The sequence below is a fragment of the Streptomyces viridiviolaceus genome (genome assembly GCF_014650995.1).
Classification (GTDB): Bacteria; Actinomycetota; Actinomycetes; order Streptomycetales; family Streptomycetaceae; genus Streptomyces; species Streptomyces viridiviolaceus.
The window spans coordinates 52,755-70,666 of record NZ_BMWA01000027.1 but is presented as its reverse complement, the minus strand read 5'-3'; the positions used below and the strand labels follow the sequence as shown (position 1 = coordinate 70,666).

Here is a 17,912-nt window from a genome sequence, read left to right as displayed (position 1 = left end):
CCGATACGGGGTTTCCGTCCCTGTCCGCTCTCCGCGGCGGGCAGGGACGATTTGCTTGCCGGGCCGGATACCCTGGAGGGCGACCCACACCACCGCCGACGCGAGGACCTACGCCGCCGTGTTCGATACTCTCTCCGATCGCTTGTCAGCCACGTTCAAGTCCCTTCGGGGTAAGGGCAGGCTGTCCGAAGCGGACATCGACGCCACGGCCCGCGAGATCCGCATCGCGCTCCTCGAGGCCGACGTGGCCCTGCCGGTGGTCCGCGCGTTCATCAAGAACGTCAAGGAGCGGGCCCTCGGCGCCGAGGTCTCCAAGGCGCTGAACCCCGCCCAGCAGGTCCTCAAGATCGTCAACGAGGAACTGGTCACCATCCTCGGCGGCGAGACCCGCCGCCTGCGCTTCGCCAAGCAGCCGCCCACGGTGATCATGCTGGCGGGTCTGCAGGGTGCCGGTAAGACCACCCTCGCGGGCAAGCTCGGCAAGTGGCTCAAGGAGCAGGGCCACTCGCCGCTGCTCGTGGCCTGTGACCTCCAGCGCCCGAACGCCGTGAACCAGCTCAGCGTCGTCGCCGAGCGCGCCGGGGTCGCGGTCTACGCCCCCGAGCCGGGCAACGGCGTCGGCGACCCGGTCAAGGTCGCCAAGGACTCGATCGAGTTCGCGAAGGCCAAGGTCCACGACCTGGTCATCGTGGACACCGCCGGCCGTCTCGGCATCGACCAGGAGATGATGCAGCAGGCCGCGGACATCCGTGACGCCGTCTCGCCGGACGAGATCCTCTTCGTCGTCGACGCGATGATCGGCCAGGACGCCGTCAACACCGCCGAGGCGTTCCGCGACGGCGTCGGCTTCGACGGCGTGGTGCTGTCCAAGCTGGACGGCGACGCCCGCGGTGGTGCGGCCCTGTCGATCCGCCAGATCACCGGCAAGCCGATCATGTTCGCGTCGAACGGCGAGAAGCTCGACGACTTCGACGCCTTCCACCCGGACCGGATGGCCTCCCGCATCCTCGACATGGGTGACCTGCTCACCCTGATCGAGCAGGCGGAGAAGACGTTCAGCCAGGAAGAGGCCGAGAAGATGGCCTCCAAGCTGGCGTCCAAGAAGGGCCAGGACTTCACCCTGGACGACTTCCTGGCCCAGATGGAGCAGGTCCGGAAGATGGGCTCCATCTCCAAGCTGCTCGGCATGCTCCCGGGCATGGGCCAGATCAAGGACCAGATCAACAGCCTCGACGAGCGGGACGTCGACCGCACCGCCGCGATCATCAAGTCGATGACGCCGGGCGAGCGTCAGGACCCGACGATCATCAACGGCTCGCGCCGCGCCCGTATCGCCAAGGGCTCCGGTGTCGAGGTCAGCGCCGTGAAGAACCTGGTCGAGCGGTTCTTCGAGGCCCGCAAGATGATGTCCCGCATGGCCCAGGGCGGCGGGATGCCGGGCATGCCGGGGATGCCGGGCATGGGTGGCGGGCCCGGCCGGCAGAAGAAGCAGCAGAAGAAGGCCAAGGGCAAGCAGCGCTCCGGCAACCCGATGAAGCGCAAGCAGCAGGAGCAGGAGGAGGCCGCCCGCCGGGCCGCCGCCGCCCAGGGCGGCAACGCCCTCGGGCTGCCGCAACAGGGCGGCAAGGACTTCGAGCTGCCGGACGAGTTCAAGAAGTTCATGGGCTGACGTCCACGTCGTACATCATCGGGGCACCTCTCGCCGGAGGGGTGCCCCGATGACGTATATGCGCATGCCTGTGTGGCATTCCTGTCGTACCGTCCGGATATGACCGATCCCTCCCCGCCACGCAAGGCCGCCGAGCGGCCCTGGCGCACCGAGGGCACTCCTGAGGAGCCGCCGGGGCCGCCGCCCGGCGGGCGGCGGATGCGCGGCGGCTGGTGGAACCTGGTCCTCGCCGCGCTGGTCGTCTACCTGATCGCCAACCTCGTCCTGTCCTTCTTCAACGGGGGCGACGAGCCGACCATCTCGTACACCGAGTTCAGCAAGCAGGTCGACGCGGGCAACGTCAGCAAGATCTACGCCAAGGGCGACGCGATCCAGGGCCAGCTGAAGAAGGCCCGGGACAACCCCGAGGGCGACGGGACCTACACCAAGTTCAGGACCGAACGGCCGACCTTCGCCGACGACCGGCTCTGGGACGAGCTGACCGAGCACAACGTCACCGTCACGGCCGAACCGGTCGTCCAGCACCGCAGCTTCCTGTCCAACCTGCTGATCTCGCTCGCCCCGATGCTGCTCCTGGTCGCGCTGTGGGTCTTCGTCGCGCGGCGGATGAGCCGGGCGATGGGCGGCGGCGCGGGCGGCATGCTCGGCCGCAAGGCACCGCCCAAGCCGGTCGAGCTGGAGCCGGGCACCGGACGCACGACGTTCGCGGACGTGGCCGGCATCGACGAGGTGGAGGGCGAGCTCAGTGATGTCGTCGACTTCCTGAAGAACCCCGACGCCTACCGCCGGATGGGCGCCAAGATGCCCCGGGGCGTGCTCCTCGCGGGCCCGCCCGGCACGGGCAAGACGCTCCTCGCGCGCGCGGTCGCCGGGGAGGCGGGCGTGCCGTTCTTCTCGGCGTCAGCGTCCGAGTTCATCGAGATGATCGTGGGTGTGGGCGCCTCCCGGGTGCGGGAGCTGTTCGCCGAGGCCCGGAAGGTGGCGCCGTCGATCATCTTCATCGACGAGATCGACACGATCGGCCGGGCCCGCGGCGGCGGCTCCGGCATGGGCGGTCACGACGAGCGCGAGCAGACGCTGAACCAGATCCTCACGGAGATGGACGGCTTCTCGGGCTCGGAGGGCGTGGTCGTCATCGCCGCCACCAACCGCGCGGACGTCCTCGACCCCGCGCTGACCCGCCCCGGCCGCTTCGACCGGGTGGTCCACGTCTCGCCGCCCGACCGGGACGGCCGGCAGGCCATCCTCGACATCCACACCCGCGAGATCCCCCTCGCCCCGGACGTCGACCTCGCGCAGGTCGCGCGCACGACCCCGGGGATGACCGGCGCCGAGCTCGCCAACCTCGCCAACGAGGCCGCGCTCCTCGCGGTCAAGCGGAAACAGAACCGGGTGACGCAGGGAGACTTCTCCGAGGCGCTGGAGAAGGTCCAGCTGGGTGCCGAACGCTCCCTGGTGATGCCCGAGGAGGAACGCCGCCGCACCGCCTACCACGAGAGCGGGCACGCCCTGCTGGGCATGCTGCAGCCGGGCGCCGACCCCGTCCGCAAGATCACCATCGTGCCCCGGGGGCGGGCGCTGGGCGTGACGCTGTCGACCCCGGACTCGGACAAGTACGCGTACACGGAGGAGTACCTGCGCGGCCGGATCATCGGTGCGCTCGGCGGCATGGCGGCGGAGCACGTCGTGTACGGCGTGATCACGACCGGCTCGGAGAACGACCTGGAACAGGTCACCCGGATCGCGCGCGGCATGGTCGCCCGCTGGGGCATGAGCGAACAGGTCGGGCGGCTGTCCGCCCTGCCGGACGATGCCCAGCAGGCCTACGGCCTGGCCGCCGCCCCGCAGACCCTCGATGCCATCGACGGGGAGATGCGGCGGGTGGTCGACGAGTGCTACGAGGAGGCGTGCCGCAAGCTGCGCGACCACCGGGGACAGCTCGACGCGCTGGCCCGGGCGCTGCTGGAGAACGAGACGCTGGAGGAGGCGGACGCGTACCGGATCGCGGGCATCACCCGGCTGACGAAGGACGGCCCGCAGGCGTAGCCGCGGCCGCGCCGCGGCTCAGGTGCGGGGGAACTTCCAGACGTAGGGTTCGCCGTCCTCCTGCGACCAGTGGACCTCCACGCCGGTGGCGTCCGCGGGGATCACGTACGCCTCGCAGAAGACGTGGCTCTCGCCCTTCTTCCAGCTGTCGACGTCGTACGGGTCCTCGCACCCGGGGACGTCCTCGAAGGCGCCGACGAGTACGCCGCCGCGCCGACCGTCGGCGAAGACCGCGGTGCCCTCGTGCACGTCGGAACCGTGGGTGAGGGCCGGTCCGCCCCTGTGCGTGTACTTGACGTGCGCGACGGCCGGCACCCTGCCCTCGGCGTCCGCCGCGTCCGCCACCGCCTTCGCGGCCTGCGCCTCCGTGCCGACGTCGACCTTCTGCGCCACGACCTCGTAGGTGACCTCGCCGGGGTCCTCGTCGACCTTCCCCGTGACGCTCTCGCCCCGGGCCACGTCGCCGCCCGAGACGACCGACGGGGAGGGCGAGGCGGACATCCGCGGGCCCGCCGGGTCCCCGGCGTCGGCGTCGTCGGCCCCGCCCGCGCACGCGGTGAGGGCGAGGGCGGCGACGGGCGCGGCGAGGCGCAGCGCGGTCCTGTGGTGCGGCACTACAGCTCCTGTACGCAGTTCCTTGTCCCCCGAACGGTGGATCAGGGTAAGGGGCGCTGATCCACCAGGAGGAACGGGAGCAGCCGCACGCAGCCCGACGGAACCGGCGGTCACGGAATCCGGATGATCAGGCAGTCGTCAGGGAGTGCGGGCGATCAGGTAGCGGAACACGTTCGGCATCCAGACCGTCCCGTCCTGCCGCCGGTGCGGATGCAGGGCCTCCGCCAGCTCCTTGTCCACCTGCTCCGGGTCGGTCGCGGCGATCGCCGCGTCGAACAGCCCGGTCGACAGCAGACCGCGTACCGCACTGTCGATGCCGGCGTACCCGAAGGGGCACGCCACCCGCCCGGACCCGTCCGGCCTGAGCCCGGCCCGCTGGGCGACCTCCTCCAGGTCGTCGCGCAGGGCGGGGCGCCAGCTGCCGGCGCTGCGCAGCGGGTCCGCCAGCTTGGTGGCCACCCGCAGCACGGACGTCGTGGCGCACCGCTCCGGCGGTCCCCACCCCGCCAGCACCACGGCCGCCCCCCGCTCGGCGAGCGGCGTGGCCTCGGCGAGCAGCTCGCCCAGCCCCTCCGCGTCGCCCGCCAGGCAGCCGATGGGCTCGAAGGCGGTCACCAGGGTGAACCCCGCCGCCGGGTCCCGCGCCTCGCGCGGCGCGCCCTCGACGACCCGGGCGTCCGCACGGGCACGGGTGTCCCACGCCTCGGGCAGCAACCGCTGCCGGGCGAGGCCCAGACGCTCCGGGGAACCGGAGTCGACGCCGGTCACCGAGGCGCCGCGCGAGGCGGCCATCAGCAGGGCCAGCCCGGAACCGCAGCCCAGCCCCAGCATCCGTGTGCCGCCGTCCACGTCCAGTCGCTCGTAGACGGCCTCGTAGAGCGGCACGAGCATGCGCTCCTGTATCTCGGACCAGTCACGCGCGCGTGCACGCAGGTCCACGCGGGGTGTCGCCCCGGCGTGAGGCAGGTGCTGCCGCACGAGCGTAGGTGTCATAGGAAAGCGCCCCAATCGCCGAGTCTTGCCGCCGTCCCCGTTTCCATGGCCCCCGTGAGTCGCGCTCGCACTCCCCCCGTATGCCAGGAAACTCCGGGCTCGCCGTGGCGTCCAGTGGTAGTGGGGGCCGGGTTGTCCGATCCCCGGGCGAGTGGCGAGATTTCACATCCCGGCAACCTGGGCCACGGCGGCGCGGCACGGAGGGTCACCGTGCCGGGGTCCGCCGCGTCCGGCGGCAAGGGTGGCCGGATCCTGTCGTCCGGCGATGACTGGCGGTCGCGACGGCCGCCGAGGCCCTCCCGCCCGGGTGCTGACGAGGCGGTTCCGGCCACGGTCCGCAGCGCGGCGTGCGGTCCCGGCCGCGGCCGGATCGGCGGCCGCTTCCCCGGTACGGCCCCGGCGGGCGGGCCGGTGCAGGACGCCGGAAGCGCACCCGGTAACCTCGCGCCCGCCGGTGCGCCTTCCGGGGTAGCGTCCCTGTGGCGCCGATGGCGACCGAAACGCCCCTTGCGCACTCGTGCACCCCATGCCCCCCGGCGCGTGGACGGGGCGTACGCGCCGGCGCGTACGTCGGACTACGCACCAGCTTGGTACGAGCTGTGAGGCTTCTCCGCAGATCAGCGCACCCGCCCTCGTCGGGACGCATCAAGGGCAACTGACGGGTACGAGCAAATTATTTGGGATGCCCCGGAATAGGAACACAGCGGCACCCAGGCTCGTTGTCATTACGTGAGCACGACACCACCTGTTCTCGCCGCAGAGCTGGCGCAGGCGTGGGCCGACATTCAGCGGCACCACCCCGAGCTGCCCGATCTTGCCGCGCCCGAGTCCCTGATCGGAGAGTCGTCGTCCGCGTGCGGTCACGAACTCTCCTTCGAGCGACTGCTCCATGAGGCAGTCCACGGCATCGCCGCCGCGCGAGGAGTGCGTGACACCTCCCGCGCCGGCCGGTACCACAACCGCAGATTCCTCTCGATCGCCGAGGAGCTGGGCCTGGACCACCCCGAGGAACCGCACCCCAGCAGCGGCTTCTCACTGGTCACGCTCACCCCCGAGGCGAAGCGCCGCTACCGCCCGACGATCGAGCGGCTGCAGCGCGCGCTGAAGGCCCACACCGCGGCGACCGCGGCCGACTCGGCCCGCACCTTCCGCGGTCCGGCCGCCCGGCACGGCTCCTCCGGCGGCGGAGTGCGCGTGAAGGCGGTCTGCGACTGCGGCCGCAACGTACGGGTCGTCCCGTCGGTCCTGGCCCAGGCCCCGATCATGTGCGGCGGCTGCGGGAAGCCGTTCCGGATCCCGGAGGTGGTGGGCGCGGCGGCGAGCTGACGGCTCCCCCCGGCATCTCGTGGGTGCCGGACGAGCTCATGACGCCGGCCTGCGGGGTGCCGCCGGGGCCTCGGCACCCCGCAGGCGCCGGGTGTCCGCGGAGCGTGCCCGCGCTCACCCCTCGTCCGTGGGCGATCCGCGGGGTATGGCACAATGGCTAGCTGTACTCGACAGCCGCACAGGACCCCTCTCTCCTCCGGCTGACGCGTCCATCGGGCACTCGGGTACCGCAACCCCACGCGGCATTCTCGCCGTGCCCAACCACGTCAAATCCAGGAGAACCCACTCCCGTGGCAGTCAAGATCAAGCTGAAGCGTCTGGGCAAGATCCGTTCGCCTCACTACCGCATCGTCGTCGCCGACTCCCGTACCCGTCGTGACGGTCGTGCGATCGAGGAGATCGGCAAGTACCACCCGACGTACAACCCGTCGGTCATGGAGGTCGACGCCGAGCGTGTGGCGTACTGGCTGGGTGTCGGCGCGCAGCCGACCGAGCCCGTGCTCGCCATCCTGAAGAAGACCGGCGACTGGCAGAAGTTCAAGGGCGAGCCCGCCCCGGCGCCGCTGCTGCAGCCGGCCGAGAAGTCGGCCCGCCCGTCCTTCGAGGCGCTCGGCGGCGACGACGAGGGCAAGGGTGAGGCGATCACCCAGAAGAAGAAGGCCGACAAGAAGGACGAGGCCGCCGCCGAGTCCGAGTCGACCGAGGCCTGAGCATGCTCGAGGAGGCTCTCGAGCACCTCGTGAAGGGCATCGTCGACAACCCTGACGATGTGCAGGTGGCCTCGCGCAACCTGCGCCGCGGACGCGTGCTCGAGGTCCGGGTGCACCCGGACGACCTCGGCAAGGTGATCGGCCGCAACGGCCGCACCGCGCGTGCTCTGCGCACCGTCGTGGGCGCCATCGGCGGCCGCGGTGTCCGTGTCGACCTCGTCGACGTGGACCACGTCCGCTGACGCTTCGCAACGCAGCACCGGCTCGGGCCGGGGAGGGCCACTGGGCCGTCCCCGGCCCGACGTCGTACCGGCCGGTCGTATGACAGGAGATCAAGCACAGTGCAGCTGGTAGTCGCACGGATCGGCCGCGCCCACGGCATCAAGGGCGAGGTCACCGTGGAGGTCCGCACGGACGAGCCCGAACTCAGGCTCGCCCCCGGCGCCGTACTCACCACCGATCCCGCCTCCGCGGGACCGCTCACCATCGAGACGGGCCGCGTCCACAGCGGCCGTCTCCTCCTGCGCTTCGAGGGCGTGCGCGACCGCACCGCCGCCGAGGCGCTGCGCAACATCCTCCTGATCGCCGAGGTGGACCCGGACGAGCTCCCCGAGGAAGAGGACGAGTACTACGACCACCAGCTGATCGACCTCGACGTGGTGACCGCGGACGGCACCGAGGTCGGCCGGATCACCGAGATCTCGCACCTGCCCACGCAGGACCTGTTCGTGGTGGAGCGCCCCGACGGCAGCGAGGTGTACGTGCCGTTCGTGTCGGAGATCGTCACCGAGGTCGATCTGGAGGAGCAGCGCGCGGTCATCGATCCGCCCCCCGGCCTGATCGACGACCGCGCGGAGATCGCCTCCTCCCGTGACGAGGACGCCGGCGCATGAGGCTCGACGTCGTCACGATCTTCCCCGAGTACCTGGAACCGCTGAACGTCTCCCTCGTCGGCAAGGCACGCGCGCGTGGACAGCTCGACGTGCACGTGCACGACCTGCGGTCCTGGACCTACGACCGGCACAACACCGTCGACGACACCCCGTACGGGGGCGGCCCCGGCATGGTCATGAAGACGGAGCCGTGGGGCGACGCCCTGGACTCCGTCCTGGCCGACGGCTACGAGGCCGGTGTCGGCGAGCCCGCCCTCATCGTCCCCACGCCCAGCGGCCGGCCCTTCACCCAGGAACTCGCCGTGCACCTCTCCGAGCGGCCATGGCTGATCTTCACGCCCGCCCGCTACGAGGGCATCGACCGCCGCGTCGTCGACGAGTACGCCACCCGGATGCCCGTGTACGAGGTCTCCATCGGCGACTACGTCCTCGCCGGCGGCGAGGCGGCCGTACTCGTCGTCACCGAGGCCGTGGCGCGGCTGCTGCCCGGCGTCCTGGGCAACGCCGAGTCGCACCGGGACGACTCCTTCGCCCCCGGAGCCATGGCCAACCTCCTGGAGGGTCCGGTCCACACCAAGCCGCCCCGGTGGCGCGGGCGCGAGATCCCGGAGGTGCTGCTCAGCGGCCACCACGGGAAGATCGCCCGCTGGCGCCGCGACGAGGCCCTGCGGCGCACGACGGCCAACCGGCCCGACCTGATCGAGCGGTGCGACCCCAAGGCCTTCGACAAGAAGGACCGCGAGATGCTCTCCATCCTGGGCTGGGAACCCGACCCGGAGGGCGCGCCGTACGGCCGATTTTGGCGCAGGACCGACGGCGTGGAAGAATAGGCCGCTGTTGTGTTGCCGGTCCGGCGTGCGCCCCTGCCACAGGGGGAGACGACGTCCGCCCCGACCCGCACAGCCCTGATCCGAACATCTAGTTCCCGTTGATGACCTGTGGCATCAGCGAAGAAAGCAGACGAAATGTCTCACCTGCTCGACACCGTCGACGCCGCGTCGCTGCGCAGCGACGTCCCGGCCTTCCGCCCCGGCGACACCGTCAACGTCCACGTCCGCGTCATCGAGGGCAACCGCTCCCGTGTGCAGCAGTTCAAGGGCGTGGTGATCCGCCGCCAGGGTTCCGGCGTGCGCGAGACCTTCACGGTCCGCAAGGTCTCCTTCTCCGTCGGCGTCGAGCGCACCCTCCCGGTGCACACCCCGATCGTGGAGAAGATCGAGCTCGTCACCCGCGGTGACGTCCGCCGCGCCAAGCTGTACTACCTGCGCGACCTGCGCGGCAAGGCCGCGAAGATCAAGGAGAAGCGCGAGAGCTGAGCGCGCCGACGGGTTCATGGCGGGGCCGGATAGCATCTGGCCCCGATGGACACCGAAGCACAGCCCACGGAGCGCGACCGCTCCTCCCGCCCTTCCGACGCCGAGCAGAGCTCGGACCCGGAGGGTCCGGAGGAGCGGTCGCGTTCCGCGTTGTCGGCGCGGATCTCGGACTGGGTGCCCGGCGGGCGGATCACCGTCACCGGCCTGGTCCTGTTGCTGTTCCTGCTGCTGATCAGCACGTTCGTGCTGCAGCCGTTCCAGATCCCCAGCGGTTCCATGGAGCGCGGATTGAGGATCGGCGACCGTGTTCTCGTAAACAAGGTGGCGTACCGTTTCGGTGACCAGCCGCAGCGGGGCGACATCGTCGTGTTCGACGGCACGGGACTCTTCGGGCACGGCGACTACATCAAACGCGTTGTCGGTGTGGGCGGGGACCACGTGGTCTGCTGCGACAGGGAGGGGAGGGTCCAGGTGAACGGTCAGTCGGTCGACGAGTCGGCGTTCCTCCACCCCGGCGACCGCCCGTCCACGGTGCGCTTCGACGTCGTCGTGCCCGACGGCACCCTTTTCGTCATGGGCGACCACCGCAGCGACTCCAGCGACTCCCGCGACCACCTGGGTTCGCCGGGCGGCGGCATGGTGCCGGTGGACGACGTGATCGGCCGCGCCGACTGGATCGTCTGGCCCTTCGGCCACGCCACCCACCTGGACCGCCCCGGCGCCTACGCGCGCGTGCCGGCGACGGAGGCGAGCGAGCCGGACGGAGCCGGGAACACCCATGGGTAACCGCGGCAAACCACGCGGGGCGCCCAGCAGCCCCGCGGAGAACCTGCTGCCCACCGGCTCCCGGCGCGCCACCGGCCCGTCCGGCGGCCGTACCCGCGCCGAACGGCGCAAACTGCAGCGCAAGGTGAAGCGGCGCCGCAGGCGCAGTGCCGTGAAGGAGATACCTCTTCTCGTCGGCGTCGCCGTCCTCATAGCGCTGGTCCTGAAGACCTTCCTCGTCCAGGCCTTCGTGATCCCGTCGGGCTCCATGGAGCAGACGATCCAGATCGGCGACCGGGTCCTGGTCGACAAGCTCACCCCCTGGTTCGGCTCCGAGCCGCAGCGCGGGGACGTCGTGGTATTCCGGGACCCCGGCGGCTGGCTCCAGGGCGAGGAGACCGCCAAGAAGGACGACCCCTTCGTCGTCAAACAGGTCAAGGAGGGCCTCGCCTTCATCGGCCTGCTGCCGTCCGACGACGAGAAGGACCTCATCAAGCGGGTCGTCGGCGTCGGCGGCGACCGGGTCAAGTGCTGCGACACCCAGGGGCGTGTCACCGTCAACGGCGTTCCCCTGAACGAGGACTACCTCTATCCGGGGGACGTTCCTTCCAAGCAGCCGTTCGACGTCACCGTCCCCGAGGGGCGGCTGTGGGTGATGGGCGACCACCGCTCCAACTCCGCCGACTCCCGCGAGCACCAGGACACCGACTACGGCACGGTTTCCGAGGACGAGGTGGTGGGCCGGGCCATGGTGATCGCCTGGCCGCTCGGCCACTGGAGCACCCTGGACGAGCCGAAAACCTACGCGTCCGTGTCCGACGCGGCCGCCGGGTCGACCGCTGGTCCCGCGCTGTCGCATAGGGTTGCCCCCGACGATCCGAACGGAATGACGCAACTCCCGACCCCTGCGGAACTCCCGCTCGTTATGGGAGTGGTGGGCCTGCGCCGCGCATGGGGCAGGCGGCGGCACAGAGTAAGGAGTTGGCGTGGGGGATGTGGCGGTTGGCGCACGGTCCGGACACGACGGCGAAGAGGACCGCGGACGCCCCGTGGGAGCGGCTGCCCCGGCCGCGAACGACGCAGCACCGGCGTCCGGGAACGGCTCCGGTACGACGGAGGACGGCGCGGTGAAGGACGAACGGAGCGGTACCGAGGACCAGGGAGCGGACGGGACGCCCGCGGCCAAGAAGCAGCGGTCGTTCTGGAAGGAACTGCCGATCCTGATCGGCATCGCGCTGGTGCTCGCGCTGCTGATCAAGACGTTTCTGGTGCAGGCGTTCTCGATCCCGTCCGCCTCGATGCAGAACACCCTCACGGAGGGTGACCGCGTCCTGGTCGACAAGCTCACGCCCTGGTTCGGCTCGGAACCCGATCGTGGCGAGGTCGTCGTCTTCCACGACCCCGACCAGTGGCTGGCGGGCGAGCCGACGCCCGAGCCGAACGCGCTGCAGGTCTTCCTCAGCTGGATCGGCCTGATGCCCTCGGCGGACGAGAAGGACCTCATCAAGCGCGTCATCGGCGTCGGCGGCGACACCGTCGAGTGCAAGGGCACCGGCCCGCTGAAGGTCAACGGCAAGGCGCTGAACGAGCCGTACGTCTACCCCGGCAACACGCCGTGCAGCGTCGACGACCAGGGCGGCCAGTTCAAGGTGAAGGTGCCGGAGGGCTACGTCTGGGTCATGGGCGATCACCGGCAGAACTCCCGGGACTCGCGCTACAACCAGTCGGACAAGAACCGCGGCATGGTCCCGGTGAAGGAGGTCATCGGCCGAGCCGTCGTCGTCGCCTGGCCGATCAACCACTGGGACACCCTGCCGGTCCCCGACACCTTCGACCAGGACGGCCTGAAGAACCAGCCGGCCGCCGCCCTGTCGGTCGCGCCCCAGGGTCTGGCGCTCGCCGGGGTCGTCCCGGTCGCCCTGTGGCGCCGTCGGCGGATCGCGCCCGCCGAGACCCGCTGAGCCGTCCCGTGGCCGTACGTCCGTCGCCGTTGATCCCGGTCACCGGCAAGGGCTGACCCGTTCGGGTACCGCCGGGTAGGGTGCGAACCCATGGGTGGCGAGAGTACGACGCGTACGGCCCCGCGAGGCGGTGGCGCGAGCACGGGCCCGGTGGGCAGCCGTACCGGGCAGCGGCTGTCCGGCCTGGCCGTGGCGCTGGGCATGGTGCTGTTCCTCGGGGGTTTCGCCTGGGGGGCGGTGGTGTACCTGCCGTACACGGTGCCCACCAGTTCGATGACGCCGACGATCGACGCCGGTGACAGGGTGCTGGCGCAGCGCATCGACGGCGCCGACGTCCGGCGCGGCGACGTCGTCGTCTTCAAGGACGCCACCTGGGCCAACGCCCCGATGATCAAGCGCGTGGTCGCGGTCGGCGGCGACACCGTCTCCTGCTGCCAGAACGGCAAGCTCAAGGTCAACGGCAAGGTGATCGACGAGCCGTACCTGCCCACGGGTACCCCGGCGGAGTTCAGCAACTTCCCGACCGTGACCGTGCCCGAGGGGCGCCTGTTCCTGCTCGGCGACGAGCGCGACAACTCCGTGGACTCCACGGCCCACCTCACCGACGCGGCCGGCGGCACGGTCTCGCGCGGGGCCGTCGACGCCCGGGTCGACGCCGTCGTCTGGCCCATGAACGGCATGCTGGAGCGGCCCACCGGCTTCGAGACCCTCGGCGGTCTCTCCTCGCCCGGGCCGCTGCGAACGGTCGTCGCGCTGGTGATCGCCGGGGCCGTGCTGATCCTCGGCGGCGCCGCGTACGGCCCCGTCGCCAAACGGGCCGCCGCCTCCCGGGCCCGGACCGGGACGGAGCCGGCCGGTGCCCGCTGAGACGACGCGGACGGGGCAGGACTCCTACGAGGGCGGGCTGCGCAGGGTCGCCCGGGTGGTCCTGCTCGACCCGGAGGACCGCATCCTGCTGCTGCACGGCCACGAACCGGACGATCCGGCCGACGACTGGTGGTTCACGCCGGGCGGCGGGGTGGAGGGCGACGAGACCCGTGAGGAGGCCGCCCTGCGGGAACTCGTGGAGGAGACCGGCATCACCGAGGTCCAGCTCGGCCCCGTGCTGTGGCGGCGGCGGTGTTCCTTCCCTTTCGCGGGCCGCCGCTGGGACCAGGACGAGTGGTACTACCTGGCCCGCACCAGCCAGACCGCGACCGAGGCCGTGGGGCTGACCGAGCTGGAGCGGCGCAGTGTCGCCGGAGCGCGCTGGTGGACGTGTCAGGAACTGACCCGGGCACATGAGACGGTGTATCCGACCAGACTCGCCGAGCTGCTGCGCAGGCTGCTCGACGAAGGTCCCCCGTCCGGTCCGGTGACCCTTGACACGGAAATCGTCTAGAGGTTCGCAGGACTGGAGCACAATGGGGGGATCGCACGGCTGAAGGGGAACATGCCATGAGCGCCGAGGACCTCGAGAAGTACGAGACCGAGATGGAGCTCAAGCTCTACCGGGAGTACCGCGATGTCGTCGGTCTGTTCAAATTCGTGATCGAGACTGAGCGGCGCTTCTATCTCACCAACGACTACGAGATGCAGGTGCACTCGGTCCAGGGCGAGGTGTTCTTCGAGGTCTCCATGGCCGACGCCTGGGTGTGGGACATGTACCGCCCGGCGCGTTTCGTGAAGCAGGTACGCGTGTTGACGTTCAAGGACGTGAACATCGAAGAGCTCAACAAGAGTGACCTGGAGCTCCCGGGCGGGTGACGGGCCGCCGGCGGTCGGTCGTGGTCCGCTGGTGGGTCGGGCGATCACCCAGATGGGTGACGAGGTTGTCCACAGCCGGGTGACTGTCCACCAAGATCCAACAGTGCGGTGAGCCGTCTTCATCGTTGGCGCCGGAGGTGGTGCCGACATGAACGCACGCAGTGCGATGGGCAGGTACGGCGAGACGCTCGCCGCCCGCAGGCTGGCCGAGGCGGGGATGGCGGTCCTGGAGCGCAACTGGCGCTGCGGCAGGACCGGCGAGATCGACATCGTGGCCCGTGACGGGGACGTCCTGGTCCTCTGCGAGGTGAAGACCCGCAGGGACGGCCGCTTCGAGCATCCGATGGCCGCGGTGACTCCCGAGAAGGCACGGCGGCTGCGCGATCTCGCCGAGCGCTGGATCCAGACCCACGGGGGAGCTCCGCCCGGAGGCGTCCGCATCGACCTGATCGGCGTGCTCCTGCCGCAGCGGGGCGCGCCCGTGGTGGAGCACGCCCGGGGGGTGGCGTGATGGGGTTCGCGCGTACGTGCTCGGTGGCGCTGGTCGGCGTCGAGGGCGTGGTCGTCGAGGTCCAGGCCGACCTGGAACCGGGCGTGGCGGCATTCACGCTGGTGGGACTGCCCGACAAGAGCCTGACGGAGAGCCGGGACCGGGTGCGGGCCGCGGTGGTGAACTCGGGTGCGGAGTGGCCGCAGAAGAAGCTCACGGTCGGGCTCAGTCCTGCGTCGGTGCCCAAGAGCGGCAGCGGATTCGACCTCGCCGTCGCCGCCGCCGTGCTCGGCGCCTCCGAGCGGATCGACCCCCGGGTGCTCGCCGACATCGTGATGATCGGGGAGCTGGGCCTGGACGGGCGGGTGAGGCCGGTGCGGGGCATCCTGCCGGCGGTGCTCGCCGCGGCGGACGCCGGCTATGAACAGGTGGTCGTGCCGGAGTGCGCCGCCGCCGAGGCGTCCCTGGTACCCGGCGTCTCGGTGCTGGGCGTGCGCAGCCTGCGCCAGCTGATCGCCGTCCTCGCCGACGAGCCCGTGCCGGAGGAGGAATCCGACGAGCAGGGCCGCCCCGACCCGCTGCTGGCGGGCCTGCGCGTGCCCGGCACGGGTGCCGCCACCGGGATGCACAGCATGGGGGCGGCGCAGCACGACCAGGGCCACGACCTCGCCGACGTCGTGGGCCAGACCTCGGCGCGCACGGCTGTGGAGGTGGCCGCGGCCGGCGGTCACCATCTGTTCCTGGAGGGGCCGCCGGGCGCGGGAAAGACGATGCTCGCCGAACGGCTGCCCGCCATTCTGCCCCGGCTCGGCCGCGCGGAGTCGCTCGAGGTCACCGCCGTGCACTCGGTGGCGGGTCTGCTCCCACCGGGCAAACCGCTGATCGACGTCGCCCCCTACTGCGCCCCGCACCACTCCGCCACGATGCAGGCCCTCGTCGGCGGCGGTCCCGGCATCGCGCGGCCCGGGGCCGTCTCGCTCGCGCACCGCGGTGTCCTCTTCCTGGACGAGACCCCCGAGTTCAGCAGTCACGCCCTGGACGCCCTGCGCCAGCCGCTGGAGGCCGGGCACGTCGTCATCGCGCGCAGCGCGGGTGTCGTGCGGTTCCCGGCCAAGTTCCTGATGGTGCTCGCCGCCAACCCCTGTCCGTGCGGACGCTTCTCGCAGCGGGACGACCTGTGCGAGTGCCCGCCCTCGGCGATCCGCCGCTACCAGGCCAGGTTGTCCGGCCCGCTGCTCGACCGGGTCGACCTCCGGGTCGAGGTGGACCGCGTCACACGCAGCGAGCTGGCCGCGGGGGCCGTCCGGGGGGAGACCACGGCGACGGTCGCCGACCGGGTGCGAGCGGCACGGGAGCGTGCCGCGACCCGCCTCGCCGGCACACCCTGGCGCTCCAACAGCGAGGTGCCGGGGCGCGAGCTGCGCAGCCGCTGGTACGCGGCGCCCGGCGCGCTGGACGAGGCGGAACGCAGCCTCGAACGGGGCGTCCTCACGGCCCGTGGCCTCGACCGTGTCCTGCGCGTCGCCTGGACCGTCGCGGACCTCGTGGGTCACGACCGTCCGGACGCGACGGACGTCGCCCTGGCGCTCCAACTGCGCACCGGGGTGCCTCGGGGCGTCCCCATGGCCATCGGGGCGGCGTCATGACCGGGGGCGAGGACGCGTCCCGGGACGGTGGCGTGACCAGGGACGTGGATGCCCTTGGAGACGGTGAGCCGGTGGGAGGCGGCGGCGCGGTCGGGGGCGGTGAGGCGTTCGGGTTCGGGGATGCGGTCAGGGGCGGTGAGGCTTTCGAGTTCGGAGGCGCTGTCGGAGGTGGTGAGGCGTTCAGATCCGGCGACGCGGTCAGGGATGGTGAGGCGTTCAGCTCTGGCGGTGCCGCCAGGGATGGTGAGGCGTTCAGGTCTGGCGGTGCCGCCAGGGATGGTGAGGCCTTCAGGTCCGGCGGTGCCGCCAGGGATGGTGAGGCGTTCCGGTCTGGCGGTGCCGGCGGGGACGGTCAGGCGTTCAGGTCCGGCGGTGCCGCCGGTGAGGACCTCAGGTCCGGCGATGCGGCCAGGGCCGGTGATGCATTCGGGTTCTGGGATGCCGCGGGAAACGGTGGGGTGTCCGGCTCTGGTGCGCTCAAGGCCGGTGATGTGTCCCGGGGCGGTGACGCGAGCAGGGGCGGCGGCGCGTCCTGGGACGTGGACGACGAACTGCTCGGCCGGGTCTTCCTCACCCGGGTCATCGAGCCCGGCGACGAGGTCGGCGGGCGGTGGGTGCGCGAGCGCGGGGTCCGGGACGTGGTGCGGCGGCTGCGGGAGGGTGGGCGCGCCCTGCCGGGCGTGAGCGAGCAGCGGTGGGCCGGGCTGCGGGCCCGTGCCGGCCGGGCCGAGCCGCACAGGGACCTCGCCGTCGCACGGGCGGCAGGCGTGCGCTTCGTGGCCCCGGGCGGGAGCGAGTGGCCGGGACAGCTCGACGACCTGGGGGACGCCCGGCCGCTGGGACTGTGGGTGCGCGGCCGGCCCAGCCTGCGGATGTGGGCGCTGAGGTCCGTGGCCTTGGTGGGCGCCCGCGCCTGCACCGAGTACGGCGCCCACATGGCGGCCACACTCGCCGCCGGCCTCGCCGAGAGCGGCTGGGTGGTGGTGTCCGGCGGAGCTTACGGCGTCGACGGCGCCGCGCACCGGGGCGCCCTGGGCGCGGGCGGTGCCACGGCCGCCGTCCTCGCCTGCGGCGTCGACCGGCCCTATCCGCGCGGACACACCGAGCTGATCAACAGGATCGCGGCCCAGGGGCTGGTCGTCGGGGAACTGCCGCCCGGCGACCATCCGACGCCGAGCAGATTCATCCTGCGCAACCGGGTGATCGCCGCGCTCACCCGGGGCACGGTGGTCGTCGAGGCCGCCCATCGCAGCGGCTCGCTGGCCACGGCGCGGGCGGCGCAGCGCCTGGGCCGGCACGCGATGGGCGTGCCCGGTCCGGCCACCAGCGCACTGTCGGCGGGCGTGCACGAACTGCTGCGCGACGACGCCGTGCTCGTCACCGACGCCACCGAGATCGTCGAGCTGGTGGGCGACATGGGAGAGCTGGCCCCGGACCGGCGCGGCCCGGTGCTGCCCACCGACCTGCTGGAACCCCGCACCCGGCACGTCCTGGCCGCGCTCCCGGCACGAGGAGCCGCGACGGCGGCCGAGGTCGCACGCCACGCCCAGACCACACCGGACGACGCGATCGCGAGGCTGTACGAGCTTCGCGCACTTGGTTACGTCGAACGACACGGCGACGGCTGGAAGTTGACACGCCAGGCGCTGATCTCGATCCGCGGCGGCCCGAGCCCGTGCTGACGGTGCGTGTTCGGCCGTCCGGGGGAACCCCGACGCCCTTGGGAATTCCCGCAG

Annotated in this window: 18 protein-coding genes and 1 pseudogene; 17 read left to right on the top strand and 2 right to left on the bottom strand. The window is 71.7% G+C overall.

Features of this window, described 5'->3' with window-relative positions:
- Window positions 1-118: 118 nt before the first annotated feature.
- Together ffh and ftsH are read left to right on the top strand one after the other, a co-directional pair.
- Window positions 119-1,669 carry a signal recognition particle protein gene (gene ffh, locus IE260_RS32090; RefSeq protein WP_189878294.1) on the top strand — a complete coding sequence of 517 codons (1,551 nt, stop codon included), beginning with the start codon at window positions 119-121 and terminating at the stop codon, window positions 1,667-1,669.
- Between the two features lie 99 nt (window positions 1,670-1,768).
- A complete protein-coding gene (ftsH, locus tag IE260_RS32085; protein WP_189878292.1) occupies window positions 1,769-3,715 on the top strand; it encodes an ATP-dependent zinc metalloprotease FtsH in 1,947 nt (648 codons plus the stop codon).
- An 18-nt stretch (window positions 3,716-3,733) separates the two neighbouring features.
- Here ftsH and IE260_RS32080 read toward each other — a convergent pair whose 3' ends face one another.
- A complete protein-coding gene (locus tag IE260_RS32080; protein ID WP_189878284.1) occupies window positions 3,734-4,330 on the bottom strand; it encodes a hypothetical protein in 597 nt (198 codons plus the stop codon).
- A 138-nt stretch (window positions 4,331-4,468) separates the two neighbouring features.
- Window positions 4,469-5,323, bottom strand: coding sequence for a class I SAM-dependent methyltransferase (locus IE260_RS32075; protein ID WP_189878282.1), 855 nt, complete (start codon window positions 5,321-5,323; stop codon window positions 4,469-4,471).
- Between the two features lie 729 nt (window positions 5,324-6,052).
- Here IE260_RS32075 and IE260_RS32070 point away from each other — a divergent pair.
- From IE260_RS32070 to dprA, 15 genes and pseudogenes are all read left to right on the top strand, one after another.
- Window positions 6,053-6,649 carry a hypothetical protein gene (locus tag IE260_RS32070; RefSeq protein WP_189878280.1) on the top strand — a complete coding sequence of 199 codons (597 nt, stop codon included), beginning with the start codon at window positions 6,053-6,055 and terminating at the stop codon, window positions 6,647-6,649.
- Between the two features lie 290 nt (window positions 6,650-6,939).
- A complete protein-coding gene (gene rpsP, locus IE260_RS32065) occupies window positions 6,940-7,359 on the top strand; it encodes a 30S ribosomal protein S16 (RefSeq protein WP_161164628.1) in 420 nt (139 codons plus the stop codon).
- A gap of 2 nt (window positions 7,360-7,361) precedes the next feature.
- Window positions 7,362-7,601 (top strand): RNA-binding protein, encoded by a 240-nt coding sequence (locus tag IE260_RS32060; RefSeq protein WP_003973401.1) that lies wholly within the window; start codon window positions 7,362-7,364, stop codon window positions 7,599-7,601.
- A gap of 99 nt (window positions 7,602-7,700) precedes the next feature.
- Complete coding sequence (gene rimM, locus IE260_RS32055) at window positions 7,701-8,252, top strand: ribosome maturation factor RimM (protein ID WP_189878277.1); 552 nt, start codon at window positions 7,701-7,703, stop codon at window positions 8,250-8,252.
- A complete protein-coding gene (gene trmD, locus IE260_RS32050) occupies window positions 8,249-9,082 on the top strand; it encodes a tRNA (guanosine(37)-N1)-methyltransferase TrmD (RefSeq protein ID WP_189878276.1) in 834 nt (277 codons plus the stop codon). The genes rimM and trmD overlap by 4 nt, the downstream gene beginning before the upstream one ends.
- A gap of 135 nt (window positions 9,083-9,217) precedes the next feature.
- On the top strand, window positions 9,218-9,568 hold the full coding sequence (gene rplS, locus IE260_RS32045) for a 50S ribosomal protein L19 (RefSeq protein ID WP_189878273.1): 351 nt from the start codon (window positions 9,218-9,220) through the stop codon (window positions 9,566-9,568).
- 45 nt (window positions 9,569-9,613) lie between these two features.
- Window positions 9,614-10,354: a signal peptidase I gene (lepB, locus tag IE260_RS32040; RefSeq protein ID WP_189878271.1), complete on the top strand. Its 741-nt coding sequence runs from the start codon at window positions 9,614-9,616 to the stop codon at window positions 10,352-10,354.
- Window positions 10,347-11,414: pseudogene (gene lepB, locus IE260_RS32035) on the top strand (signal peptidase I); the annotation flags it as partial. The gene lepB (IE260_RS32040) and the pseudogene lepB (IE260_RS32035), both read left to right, overlap by 8 nt.
- Window positions 11,320-12,294 (top strand): signal peptidase I, encoded by a 975-nt coding sequence (gene lepB, locus IE260_RS32030; protein ID WP_229881500.1) that lies wholly within the window; start codon window positions 11,320-11,322, stop codon window positions 12,292-12,294. The pseudogene lepB (IE260_RS32035) and the gene lepB (IE260_RS32030), both read left to right, overlap by 95 nt.
- Before the next feature lie 90 nt (window positions 12,295-12,384).
- A complete protein-coding gene (lepB, locus tag IE260_RS32025; protein WP_189878264.1) occupies window positions 12,385-13,161 on the top strand; it encodes a signal peptidase I in 777 nt (258 codons plus the stop codon).
- The gene (locus IE260_RS32020; protein WP_189878262.1) at window positions 13,151-13,675 is read left to right on the top strand and encodes an NUDIX hydrolase; all 525 of its coding nucleotides are present in this window, start codon (window positions 13,151-13,153) and stop codon (window positions 13,673-13,675) included. The genes lepB (IE260_RS32025) and IE260_RS32020 overlap by 11 nt, the downstream gene beginning before the upstream one ends.
- 56 nt (window positions 13,676-13,731) lie before the next feature.
- On the top strand, window positions 13,732-14,040 hold the full coding sequence (locus IE260_RS32015) for a DUF2469 domain-containing protein (RefSeq protein ID WP_043444228.1): 309 nt from the start codon (window positions 13,732-13,734) through the stop codon (window positions 14,038-14,040).
- A 148-nt stretch (window positions 14,041-14,188) separates the two neighbouring features.
- Complete coding sequence (locus tag IE260_RS32010) at window positions 14,189-14,551, top strand: YraN family protein (RefSeq protein ID WP_189878260.1); 363 nt, start codon at window positions 14,189-14,191, stop codon at window positions 14,549-14,551.
- On the top strand, window positions 14,551-16,176 hold the full coding sequence (locus IE260_RS32005) for a YifB family Mg chelatase-like AAA ATPase (RefSeq protein WP_189878258.1): 1,626 nt from the start codon (window positions 14,551-14,553) through the stop codon (window positions 16,174-16,176). Before IE260_RS32010 ends, IE260_RS32005 begins: the two co-directional genes overlap by 1 nt.
- Window positions 16,177-16,667: 491 nt before the next feature.
- Window positions 16,668-17,858 (top strand): DNA-processing protein DprA, encoded by a 1,191-nt coding sequence (dprA, locus tag IE260_RS32000; protein ID WP_373303436.1) that lies wholly within the window; start codon window positions 16,668-16,670, stop codon window positions 17,856-17,858.
- Window positions 17,859-17,912 lie beyond the last annotated feature (54 nt).

Excerpts from the sequence above, each read along its gene's own strand:
- ftsH (WP_189878292.1), top strand. The coding sequence starts at position 1,769 with ATGACCGATCCCTCCCCGCCACGCAAGGCCGCCGAGCGGCCCTGGCGC.
- IE260_RS32075 (WP_189878282.1), bottom strand. The coding sequence starts at position 5,323 with ATGACACCTACGCTCGTGCGGCAGCACCTGCCTCACGCCGGGGCGACA.
- IE260_RS32060 (WP_003973401.1), top strand. The coding sequence starts at position 7,362 with ATGCTCGAGGAGGCTCTCGAGCACCTCGTGAAGGGCATCGTCGACAAC.
- trmD (WP_189878276.1), top strand. The coding sequence starts at position 8,249 with ATGAGGCTCGACGTCGTCACGATCTTCCCCGAGTACCTGGAACCGCTG.
- rplS (WP_189878273.1), top strand. The coding sequence starts at position 9,218 with ATGTCTCACCTGCTCGACACCGTCGACGCCGCGTCGCTGCGCAGCGAC.
- lepB (WP_189878271.1), top strand. The coding sequence starts at position 9,614 with ATGGACACCGAAGCACAGCCCACGGAGCGCGACCGCTCCTCCCGCCCT.
- lepB (WP_189878264.1), top strand. The coding sequence starts at position 12,385 with ATGGGTGGCGAGAGTACGACGCGTACGGCCCCGCGAGGCGGTGGCGCG.
- IE260_RS32015 (WP_043444228.1), top strand. The coding sequence starts at position 13,732 with ATGAGCGCCGAGGACCTCGAGAAGTACGAGACCGAGATGGAGCTCAAG.
- IE260_RS32010 (WP_189878260.1), top strand. The coding sequence starts at position 14,189 with ATGAACGCACGCAGTGCGATGGGCAGGTACGGCGAGACGCTCGCCGCC.
- IE260_RS32005 (WP_189878258.1), top strand. The coding sequence starts at position 14,551 with ATGGGGTTCGCGCGTACGTGCTCGGTGGCGCTGGTCGGCGTCGAGGGC.